Source organism: Psychrobacter sp. AOP31-B2-9 (assembly GCF_052378005.1).
GTDB lineage: Bacteria > Pseudomonadota > Gammaproteobacteria > Pseudomonadales > Moraxellaceae > Psychrobacter.
Genome location: NZ_JBQSXG010000112.1, coordinates 1 through 10,389 on the forward strand (window position 1 = coordinate 1; position 10,389 = coordinate 10,389).

9 protein-coding genes, 1 tRNA gene and 1 pseudogene are annotated in these 10,389 nt (G+C 41.9%); 6 read left to right on the forward strand and 5 right to left on the reverse strand.

Annotated elements, in window-relative coordinates; genetic code table 11:
• Positions 1-371: 371 nt before the first annotated feature.
• Together ACT3SX_RS11455 and ACT3SX_RS11460 are read left to right on the forward strand one after the other, a co-directional pair.
• Positions 372-1,175: a tetratricopeptide repeat protein gene (locus ACT3SX_RS11455; RefSeq protein WP_442069911.1), complete on the forward strand. Its 804-nt coding sequence runs from the start codon at positions 372-374 to the stop codon at positions 1,173-1,175.
• Between the two features lie 8 nt (positions 1,176-1,183).
• Positions 1,184-1,555 (forward strand): SEL1-like repeat protein, encoded by a 372-nt coding sequence (locus ACT3SX_RS11460; RefSeq protein ID WP_192520128.1) that lies wholly within the window; start codon positions 1,184-1,186, stop codon positions 1,553-1,555.
• Between the two features lie 110 nt (positions 1,556-1,665).
• Here the strand turns inward: ACT3SX_RS11460 and ACT3SX_RS11465 are convergent.
• Both ACT3SX_RS11465 and ACT3SX_RS11470 read right to left on the reverse strand, forming a co-directional pair.
• A tRNA-Leu gene (locus tag ACT3SX_RS11465) sits at positions 1,666-1,751 on the reverse strand.
• A gap of 155 nt (positions 1,752-1,906) precedes the next feature.
• Entirely contained in the window at positions 1,907-2,680 is a 774-nt protein-coding gene (locus ACT3SX_RS11470; protein ID WP_192520129.1) for a ferredoxin--NADP reductase, read from the reverse strand.
• A 519-nt stretch (positions 2,681-3,199) separates the two neighbouring features.
• Here ACT3SX_RS11470 and ACT3SX_RS11475 point away from each other — a divergent pair.
• Both ACT3SX_RS11475 and ACT3SX_RS11480 read left to right on the forward strand, forming a co-directional pair.
• On the forward strand, positions 3,200-4,090 hold the full coding sequence (locus tag ACT3SX_RS11475) for an SAM-dependent methyltransferase (protein WP_192520130.1): 891 nt from the start codon (positions 3,200-3,202) through the stop codon (positions 4,088-4,090).
• Positions 4,091-4,140: 50 nt separating this feature from the next.
• Positions 4,141-5,928 (forward strand): GspE/PulE family protein, encoded by a 1,788-nt coding sequence (locus ACT3SX_RS11480; RefSeq protein WP_192520131.1) that lies wholly within the window; start codon positions 4,141-4,143, stop codon positions 5,926-5,928.
• Positions 5,929-5,949: 21 nt separating this feature from the next.
• Here ACT3SX_RS11480 and ACT3SX_RS11485 read toward each other — a convergent pair whose 3' ends face one another.
• On the reverse strand, positions 5,950-6,615 hold the full coding sequence (locus tag ACT3SX_RS11485; protein ID WP_192520132.1) for an acyltransferase: 666 nt from the start codon (positions 6,613-6,615) through the stop codon (positions 5,950-5,952).
• A gap of 181 nt (positions 6,616-6,796) precedes the next feature.
• Here ACT3SX_RS11485 and ACT3SX_RS11490 point away from each other — a divergent pair, with 181 nt between their 5' ends.
• On the forward strand, positions 6,797-7,585 hold the full coding sequence (locus tag ACT3SX_RS11490) for a TatD family hydrolase (protein WP_192520133.1): 789 nt from the start codon (positions 6,797-6,799) through the stop codon (positions 7,583-7,585).
• Positions 7,586-7,805: 220 nt separating this feature from the next.
• A complete protein-coding gene (locus ACT3SX_RS11495; RefSeq protein WP_192520134.1) occupies positions 7,806-8,489 on the forward strand; it encodes a TetR/AcrR family transcriptional regulator in 684 nt (227 codons plus the stop codon).
• Between the two features lie 360 nt (positions 8,490-8,849).
• Here ACT3SX_RS11495 and ACT3SX_RS11500 read toward each other — a convergent pair whose 3' ends face one another.
• On the reverse strand, positions 8,850-9,530 hold the full coding sequence (locus tag ACT3SX_RS11500) for a TetR family transcriptional regulator (RefSeq protein WP_192520135.1): 681 nt from the start codon (positions 9,528-9,530) through the stop codon (positions 8,850-8,852).
• 103 nt (positions 9,531-9,633) lie between these two features.
• Positions 9,634-10,389, reverse strand: a pseudogene (locus ACT3SX_RS11505) (deoxyguanosinetriphosphate triphosphohydrolase); the annotation flags it as partial.

Here is a 10,389-nt window from a genome sequence, read left to right on the forward strand (position 1 = left end):
GTTTTCCATGAATATATTTCTTATTATAAATCTGAGCCTCTTATTCAAAATGCTATTTCAACTGTTTTTTTGTACTTATCAATAGCAGGATGAGACACACAATGTATTATAGTCATTCCATTATAAAAGCATTGCAGCGTTAACCTCGTTTGAAGTTTTGAATATACATCTACACTCGGCTGTCTCGTACTACTTTTAAATTGAATAAACTATATGACAAAATAAATTTTTATATAGCGTGACATTTGGCGGATAGAGATGTCGTTGAAGGTAAGATTGAATTGTTAGAGTGAAACAGCAAAGCTCGAAGAAATAGTGATGAGATAAGACTGTTAGTCTCTCCAAAAATTAAATGAGAAAGAATAATTATCATGTCAAAACTTAATAAGACAGTCATCTATAAAATCATGGTAATAGGATTATCGTGCGCTCTAACCTTACCAGCTGCTGCTGACCTTGGAATCGTAAGTAAGCTCATAAACCATGGTATAGCGACTACTCAGGCGACTTTTGGCTATATGCGCCTTACAGGAGATAGCGTAAGTCAAGATGATGTTAAAGCATTTGAATGGACCAAAGAAGCTGCTTATAGAGGCAGAGAATCTTCTCAATATACACTTGGAGAGATGTATAGTAATGGCACTGGCGTACGTCAAAATTATGCTAAGGCTATTGAGTGGTATGAAAAAGCTGCCAAACAGGGTAATGCTGAAATTCAATATAATCTTGGCACTTTTTATCAAAATGGCAAAGGTATTCCGCAAGATTATGATAAAGCAGTTGAGTGGTATCGGAAGTCGGCGGATCAGGGTTTTGCATTGGCTCAGTACAATTTAGCTGCCATGTACTATGAGGGTCTAGGAGTGAGTCAGGATTACGCAGAGACTCTGAAGTGGCTAAGAAAAGCTGCTGCTCAAGGATACGCGGGCGCTCAAAACAATATCGGTGACATGTATGAAACTGGTAAGGGGGTTGAGCTTAATGATAAAAAAGCAGCCGAATGGTATCTAAAAGCTGCAAATCAAGACATAGCCGAAGCACAGAACAGTCTTGGTTTAATGTATTTTGAAGGTAGAGGTGTGGAGCAAGACAAAATTAAATCACAAGAGTGGTATAGAAAATCTTGTGACAATGGCTATCAGCCTAGTTGTGATGAGTTGTCGCTAATTAAATAGGAGAAACTATGATCTTAAAAAAGTTAAAGCAGACATCTACTTATCAGGTGCTAATGATAGGGTTGTCATTTGGAATGATGGTTTCAGCAGTTGCTGAAACTTCTTTTACAATCAATGAGACAGCACTTGCTAATCAAGGCGATACTGATGCTCAGCACTATCAGGCTTCTATGTATAGAGAAGATACAGGGTACAGAGAAGGCACGGGCGTTGATCAAGACTCAGACAAAGCACATCACTGGTCTCAAAAAGCCGCTCGCCAAAATGATAATATCGATATGTACATTATCGAAGATAGCGTTGTCGAAACGTGTCCCAGCTGTGATGATAATCAAATGGACTCTGACAGCTATGATCCAGTGTATCAGCATGATTATTGATTTACCGGCGCTTTCTATATATTTTAGCGACAGTATGAAACACCAGATACAATAAAGCCCCTGATATCAGGGGCTTTAGTTATTCTATAAGATAGTATAGAACTATGTATTGGTACCAGTGGTCGGACTCGAACCGACACGCTTATTAGGCAACGGATTTTGAATCCGTCATGTCTACCAATTCCATCACACTGGCATGTTAGGTAATAATATCTACTAGATAGGTATTATTGAATTGGGCTACAGGGTTAACTCTGTATAGGCTGCGTATTATAGCAGGCTATTTTTAGCCGTCAAGAATTATTTACTATAATTTTTGATTTTCTCAAAAACTCCAATCTCTGTATCATACTAACCGACGAAAGCACGCTCAACCGCATAGTCAGCCTGTACGCCCATACGTGGTGAGACGGTGAGACCAAAGTCATCTAAGATAGCAGACACTTCTGCATTAAATGGCATGCTACCGCAAATCATCACGCGATCGTCGTCTTTATTCATCGGTGGTAAGCCGATATCTTCAAAGAACTTGCCTGATTTCATAAGATCCGTGATACGACCTTGGTTTCTAAACTCTTCACGAGTCACAGTCGGGTAGTAGATGAACTTTTCGCGGAACCATTCACCAAATATCTCATCATTGGCCAGCTCGGTTTCGAACATATCACGATAGGCCAAATCTTTGGTATGACGTACGCCATGGACCAAAATAATTTTCTCAAAACGCTCATACACTTCAGGATCACGTGACAAGGCCAAAAACGGTGCCAGTCCTGTGCCTGTTGATAGCATGTATAAATGCTTACCTGGTAATAAATCATCTAATACCAGCGTGCCCGTTGGTTTTTTGCTAACCAATAGCTCGTCGCCTACTTTAATGTGTTGTAGGCGTGAGGTTAGTGGGCCATCTTGTACTTTAATAGAGAAAAACTCTAATTGGTCTTCGTAATTAGCACTGGCAATCGAGTAAGCACGTAATAATGGCTTGCCATCGACGACGAGACCAATCATCGCAAATTCACCATTACGAAAGCGTAGGCCGTCGTCGCGAGTAGTTTTTATGCTAAATAGAGAGTCATTCCAGTGATGAACCTCTGTAACCATTTCGGTGCGAAGTTTTGACATAAAGTCCTCGTTAAATAGTCGCTGTTTGCGTTAATAGTATTAATTGAATGTGTCATATAGCACTGCATCAAACCTTTATTATGATGATGCTTAAATAGTCAGGCAGTGTCCAGATGTCGCAGTATACTTTAGTTTATATAAATACAGTCTGTATGAATCAGTTTATATGAATTGGTCTGTATAAATAAGCTACAGGGCATCTTAATCTGGATGCAATTCATTCTCAATAATTATTCTTGCTCATAATAGCAAAATTTAAAATAAAAATCCGTCTAGCAATGATTATGTAGCATGATAAAATGGAATATCGTTAGTGAATAATTTTGTATTCAAGCTGTTTTATATATCGTCAGCCCTAAATAAAAGAGGCGCAACCACAGGGTATGGTTTACATTTTTCTTGCTTGCTGTGCCCATAGATAGAGGCTGTGCAAAATGTAACCGGTATCGCTGTATTTATTTTATAGTGGATCGACGATAGGTGAAATGTCATTATCGGCGGATGTTTTGGAGAGGGTTTATGCCTGATGGATGTACTGTTTTAGAAAATCATCATGCGCCAATCATTGGTTACCACCGTGCGCCGCTATCACAGAAGTTTGGTGCGCCGCGTCAGCCCAATCTGGTAGCGCTGACGAGTGTGATCGAGATGCTAGCGCCTTATGACACGCCAGCGGCATTTGCGGGGTTAGAAGCGTTTAGCCATGTTTGGATCAGTTGGCAATTTCATCACAATTATGTAAAAAATAATATAAAAGAAAACATAAATAAAGACATAAAAACAGACAATTTGGCTAACAAAAATACAGCTACGACAAAAACCACTGGCTTTCGCCCGCAAGTACGACCACCGAGACTGGGCGGTAATCAAAAGATAGGCGTCTTTGCCAGTCGTAGTATGTACCGACCGTCGGCGTTAGGGTTGTCAGTCGTCAAGCTGGAGCATATCAAAATCGTACAAGGGAAAGCATTGCTCGTCATTAGCGGTGCGGACATGATAGATGGCACGCCTATTGTTGATATAAAGCCGTATGTGGCTTACAGTGATGCACTGATAGAGGCCGCAAGCGGGTTTGCTCCTTCTGCTCCTGAGCGGTTGGAGGTGACGATAACGGAGTCTGCCTACGAGCAGTTTTTAGCATTAGCTGATACCGAGCAGACTTTTGAGAATGACCAAGCAGTTAATATAAAACAGGATACGGTTGCGGCATTTATAGGTCAGATACAGAGTCAGTTAGTATTGTCTGATATAGATGTTATTAAAGCACTCGTTGCGCAAGATCCGCGTCCTGCCTATCGTCGTACTCAAATAAATATGCCGTTTACTATGCGCTATAAATCTGTTGATGTGAGCTTTCAGTTGATAGCAGTAGATGAACTACAAATAACAGCCGTTGTAGAAGTGATGTAAATTGATATCATTTTTAACCATATATTCTAAAACGATAAAAGAAGAAAAATATGTCTGAGCAAAAATATTCGATAGTGATTGATTTGCGTTGGTGCCTGGATGAGCTGTTGGCAGATAAGGTAATCGATCAGCGTGGTTATAATCTGGTCATTACCAGCCGACGTGATAAGACGCAGCACCCACTGTTGACCATTCGTGATTTTGGTTTGCCAAATGGTCATGCGGTCGATAACAGTGCTGAGAACAAATTAACGTTATCATGGCTGAATCAGTGGCTCGCTGCCAAAGCGGGTATGCCACTCGTGCGTATCGACCCCCTAAAAGTCGATGTGCCTGCGGTGACAAAGTTGATGTCGTTTGAATATGCACGCTCACAGCACATATTACCAGTTGAGGTCACGGTGGACGAAGTGGTCATCGGTACCGATCAGCCATTTTATACTGACTGGCAATCGAGTATTGAAAAGCTCATCAAAGCCAAAAGCTATCGTACGGTTTATATCAATCCTGAGCAAATAAATCGTTATCGCCAAGAATTTTATCAAGTGACGCAAGCGATTGCGGGTGCAAATAGCGTTCATAAGCGTGCAGCATCTGATGTTACTAATGTTGAAGCGTTATTGCAATTGGGTGACAACACCAATCCTGATGCCAATGATCAGCATATCGTGAAAGTCGTTGATTGGCTGTTGCAATATGCGTTTGAGCAGCGGGCGAGTGATATTCATCTTGAACCACGCCGTGAGACTGGCAAGGTGCGTTTTCGCATTGATGGTGTGTTGCATACCGTCTATGAGATGCCCTTAGCGATTATCGTCGCGGTCACAGCACGGATTAAAATTCTGGGACGGCTGAATGTCGCAGAAAAGCGGAAACCGCAAGATGGTCGACTAAAAACGCGCACACCAAAAGGACTAGAAACGGAACTGCGTCTCTCTACCATGCCGACCGCTTTTGGTGAAAAGTTGGTCATGCGTGTGTTTGACCCTGAGGTGCTGGTACGCTCGTTTGCGCAGCTAGGCCTTTCTGGTAAGCAGCTTGATATGTGGAATGAGATGACATCGCATCCGAACGGAATTATTCTGGTCACAGGCCCAACGGGTTCGGGTAAAACAACCACCTTGTATAGTACATTGAAGCAGCTTGCCACAGAGCAGGTTAACGTCTGTACCATTGAAGATCCGATTGAAATGATCGAGCCAGCCTTTAACCAAATGCAGGTAAATGCAGGCGTTGATTTGCACTTTGCCGATGGTATTCGCTCCTTGATGCGCCAAGATCCAGACATCATCATGGTCGGTGAGATTCGTGATGCCGAAACAGCCAATATGGCAGTGCAAGCCTCGCTAACAGGGCATTTGGTGCTTTCGACGTTGCACACCAACGATGCACCAAGCTCAATCACTCGTTTGCATGATTTGGGTGTGCAGCCATTTTTAACCTCGGCGACTATCTTGGGGGTGATGGCACAGCGTCTGCTACGTACCTTATGCCCGCATTGCAAACAAGCGATCGATGTCATACCTGATAGTGAAATAGCGATTCAGTGGCAAGAGCTAGTACAACCTTGGCGCGCACCAGTGCCCGCACAGCTGTATACCGCAAATGGCTGTGAGCACTGTCGTCATACTGGTTATCAGGGCCGTGTAGGTCTGTATGAAATCATGCCATTGTCAACTGAGCTCAAAAAACTAGTCGCGGCTGACTCAAATCTGGATGTACTGAAGCAGCAAGCATACCGTGAAGGAGTGCAACCACTTCGGTTATCAGGTGCCAAGCGCATTAGTGAAGGAGTGACGACTATAGAGGAAGTGATGCGAGTGGTGCCGCTAAATTAATGCTAGAGCATTAAACAGTTTTTAGCGCTCCCAACGTATATTTTGACGGATAACCTTTGCTGGCGTGCCTGCGACCATGCAGTTAGGGGTGACGACTGGTTTATTGACAAAAGAGCCAGCTGCAATGATACAGCCACTGGCTATAGAAACGTTTTTAGAAATCGTCACATTGGCAGCAATCCAAATATGATCTCCTAAAACAACGTCTGAATGTGCAGTGTTTATCCTAATGTCAGCGTTCATATCATAAACTTTATGCACGTCAGTGGCGCGAATCTCAATGCCACGCGATATCATGCAAGCGTTACCAATGCTCACGCTTTTGTCACGTGCCAAAATATAACAGTCAATCGCGGTGGTGCGTTCACCGATATGAATGTGTAGATGGTTACCAACGATTAATAACTGCCCAGAGAATTTGACCTGCTCTGCGATAGTTATATGATTGTGATTACCGTTGATGTCAATTTTTAACCTATTAAATTTACCGCGTTTGCCGATGGTAATTTGATTGTCATGACCTTTACGAATGGTGATAGCTGAGTCGCCAACAATATACGCATCGCTAGCGATATCAATATGATTGCTGTGTCCTTTATCCTGTAACAAAAACCGTCGCTTATACAATTGTTTGGGCACGATAGCTTTTATGATAGGCGATAAGGTGATGGTTTTTTTAGGGTTCATAATGGGATCTGTTGCACGTTCAAATATTGGGACTGCTGATAGTGTACCGTTAAACAGTACTTGAAAATAGCCTGTTTAAGAACAATAACTAAACCATCTATTGAATTATTTATTCAGATATTGAATGCCAATATTTTTATTTATCCATTTTTATTTTTCTATTTTTATTAACGAGATTTTTATGTTTACTGATACACACTGCCATCTAAACCGTCTAGATTTGACCAAATATGATGGTCAATTATCGGGCGCAATCGCGGCTATGAAAGCAGCCAATGTCACTCGAGCAATGGCGATTATGTGTGATTTTGCTGAATATGATGAGATTGCCAATATCGTTAGCACCTATGGTGATGACACGCTTAATCTTGGTATGAGTGTGGGGATTCATCCTTGTGAAGATATTAGCGTATTACAATCAGCCACTGTTGAGCGTTTGGTAGAAACCGCTGCTGCAGATCATGTATGGGCAATTGGAGAGACGGGGCTAGATTACTACTGGTCGACAGAGAATAAAAAGGCGCAACAAGACAGCCTTGCTCGTCATATTCATGCCAGTCAACGTTTGAAAAAGCCATTGGTCATACATATGCGTGATGCTAAAGAAGATACAATCGATATCTTAAAAGCTGAAGGGGCAGAGCACGGCATTATTCACTGTTTCACCGAGGATTGGGAGACTGCAAAAAAAGCACTTGATTTAGGATTCTATATCTCATTTTCGGGTATCGTCAGTTTCAAAAGTGCCCAACAAATCAAAGATGCCGCAAAAAACATGCCTAGAGACAGACTGCTTATCGAAACTGATAGTCCTTACTTAGCGCCTGTACCCAAACGTGGTAAACCCAATGAGCCTGCATATGTACCTTACGTTGCAAGTTGCATCGCGGATATGTATGGTTGTAGTAGCGAAGAGGTAGGCGCATTAACTGCAAAAAACTTTGAAAATTTACTGGCACAGTATCATTAAAATGGTTATGCTATGACCAGTCAGTCATTTGCTGTACGGGCTTATAGTTATAGGCTATTAATTCGTATAAGCGTATGATTATAAAATATTAATTAGGAAGTGTAAGCAGGTTCTCTATCGTTTTTTCTAGAAGGCTTTATATGATTTGATACTGATCATATCGCTGATCTGATATAAATGATGATTATGTGCTAAATGTTGTTAGGTTTTAGGAGAGGTTATGAGTCGTCAACGTCAGTTCAAGTTACGAGAAGAGAATATCTTGGCGATGGCAGAGCAACTGCTACTTGAGTCGGGTGATGGTGATATCACTTTAGACAGTTTGGCAGACCAGCTAGATTTGGCTAAAGGTACGCTATATAAACATTTCTCCAGTAAGGATGAGCTTTATTTACGTATTATTATACGTTATGAAGAGCATTTGTTTGATATTAATCGGATTGATGACTGTGCATCGGCAGGCGTGGCGCGTATGATTTTTCAGCAATTATTTAATCCGCAAAAAGCCATGCTACTGAATCAGATTGAAGAGCGTTTGGCAGCATCGGCGACGGGTCTTAATCGCTTATTTGGTGAACTGTATGATATTCGCCGTCAGCGCATGAAACGCTTGATTGATATTATCAGTGCTTACTTAAAGGATGAGCGCAGTAGCTTGAGTACGCGTGATTATCTGTCATCTATCTGGGCCATGGGTCAGGGCGGAGCAGGACTGCTGAATTCGAGCTTTTATCAGCGTTATTTGGGTCGCCGAGATACGCTACGCTATGCCTTTGTGCAGCAGATACTAGAATTGCCCAGTCATTATCCTGCTGTCAGTGATGAAGTCATGGATGAAGATATGCAGGAATTGGTAGAACAAATTGAGACTGAGTCAGAAGAGCATCGTAATACCAACTATTAATCGAAATATCGATGCTTGTTCGGGCGTGTTTGATATTCGACGATGACACTGCTAAGGACTATTTTTTAGATATCTCGACGTTAAAAATAGTAGGTTTGGTGATTCTAAACGTCTATGCCTAATGATGAAATGGCAAAAGTAGTCTTGTCTCTTTCTATTGATATTGGCGCTGATGCTCATGCTCATGCCTTAACTGTGTTGCAAACCTAGTTAAGGCATGAGCATCACCGTCGTTTCACGCCTTGTTTAGAAACGTGCTTAGCGAAAACAGGCAGCTATTTATGAATCTTCAACATCTCCTAGTTTGCTAATAAGACTTTTATAGAGCCTTTGCCATAGCAGGCATGATGGCGAACCAATCTAATCTTTTAAGCAGGTCTCTTCGCTAGATTTCCAGTTATAAGCACCATAAAATAGCATCTGTGCTTGGCGAGTGCAGTTATGTAGCATCAACTGCTTATTCTCTTCAATTTCATTCAAATCAATTTCATCATCATGATCTTCTGTGTAGGTCAGCTCTAACCAATCAATGATCCAAGAAAAGAACATGTTTACTCCCGCTTCAGCCAATAAACGCCGATCATAGGCATTAATATGCGTAAATGCTGGCTGTAGTGCTAAGTCATCAGCGAGGCCTTGAGCATGTTTTTTAATGAGGTCGTTGATGGCTTTACGAACCGCTTCTGAACCACCATAACGTTCACTGATCAAAAACTGCCAGTAATAAGGCTGATCACTGACCATGTATAAAAACAACTGAATACTCTTGGCAATTTGACGATCGAAGCTGCGTTTACGTCCAATCTGTAAGCTGTCGCTTAATATGGCTAACGTGCCTCCTAATTCTTCAACCACCAACGCCCGCCCGAGTGATTCCATATCATCGAAATGCCGATAAAATGCCGTCGGCACAACACCGACCTCACGCGTGACTTGTCTGAGGCTGATAGAGCTAAAAGACTGTCCTGTCATACATAAATCGAGCACAGCATTAAAAAAAGCGTGCCGAGTTTGAAGTTTTTTTTGTTCGCGACTACTCATAATATTTCAAAATTATCCGATAGGGTTTTATCATACTCATTTCAGCATAAAAATACGAATAAAATACGCAATTTGCGTGAATTTATTAAACTACACTGGTCTATCAAACCATCGTACTCCAATGACCTTGCAATTCTTGAGCCAGTCGATAGGCCTCGTGGTCGTTCATACCCGTAATAAAATCCAAAATATTTAAAATATTGTGATAGACATTGTCTGACAAGTCACGGCGATGCTCATGGAGATGTGGCTGCAGTAGTTTTAGTAGGCGCTGCTGCTCAAAAGACATGAACTGTGATGGAGATGTTGTATCATTTCCTGTCCAAGCGAGCGGCATAAAGGCGTCTAATAGACGATGCAGGCATTGATTGGCCATCAGCTCCATGCGCACTTTGCTTGGATGATTGAATATCTTTTCACGTGCCAATTGTTTGGCTTGGTTAATACCATTTTGTACTGTTGTGTCACAGTGATCAAATAGGCTGCCGTCTAGTTTTCCAGCAAGTAGGGCGTCACTATTGGTGACGAAAGCATCGGTTACAGTATTGACCAAACGCATCATCGCTCGTGCCCGTAATGACGCTAGACTTTGTCTGATGGAGAGGTGTGTGGGTAAGTCAATCCTAGTAGGTCGCTCACCGATGAGCTCGTAAAATATAGTAGCCACTTCAGCGTAAGTAAGTATATTCAGATTAATGCCATCTTCCAAGTCAATTAGGGCATAGCAGATATCATCAGCGGCTTCTAGTAAATAAGCCAGTGGATGCCGCGCAAAGCCATCGTGCTGCTCTGAGCGCGGTAAATTTAAGCACGCTGCTAACTCTTCTAATTGCGAGGCTTCACTATAAAAACAGCCAAA

Excerpts from the sequence above, each read along its gene's own strand:
- ACT3SX_RS11455 (WP_442069911.1), top strand. The coding sequence starts at position 372 with ATGTCAAAACTTAATAAGACAGTCATCTATAAAATCATGGTAATAGGA.
- ACT3SX_RS11460 (WP_192520128.1), top strand. The coding sequence starts at position 1,184 with ATGATCTTAAAAAAGTTAAAGCAGACATCTACTTATCAGGTGCTAATG.
- ACT3SX_RS11470 (WP_192520129.1), bottom strand. The coding sequence starts at position 2,680 with ATGTCAAAACTTCGCACCGAAATGGTTACAGAGGTTCATCACTGGAAT.
- ACT3SX_RS11475 (WP_192520130.1), top strand. The coding sequence starts at position 3,200 with ATGCCTGATGGATGTACTGTTTTAGAAAATCATCATGCGCCAATCATT.
- ACT3SX_RS11480 (WP_192520131.1), top strand. The coding sequence starts at position 4,141 with ATGTCTGAGCAAAAATATTCGATAGTGATTGATTTGCGTTGGTGCCTG.
- ACT3SX_RS11485 (WP_192520132.1), bottom strand. The coding sequence starts at position 6,615 with ATGAACCCTAAAAAAACCATCACCTTATCGCCTATCATAAAAGCTATC.
- ACT3SX_RS11490 (WP_192520133.1), top strand. The coding sequence starts at position 6,797 with ATGTTTACTGATACACACTGCCATCTAAACCGTCTAGATTTGACCAAA.
- ACT3SX_RS11495 (WP_192520134.1), top strand. The coding sequence starts at position 7,806 with ATGAGTCGTCAACGTCAGTTCAAGTTACGAGAAGAGAATATCTTGGCG.
- ACT3SX_RS11500 (WP_192520135.1), bottom strand. The coding sequence starts at position 9,530 with ATGAGTAGTCGCGAACAAAAAAAACTTCAAACTCGGCACGCTTTTTTT.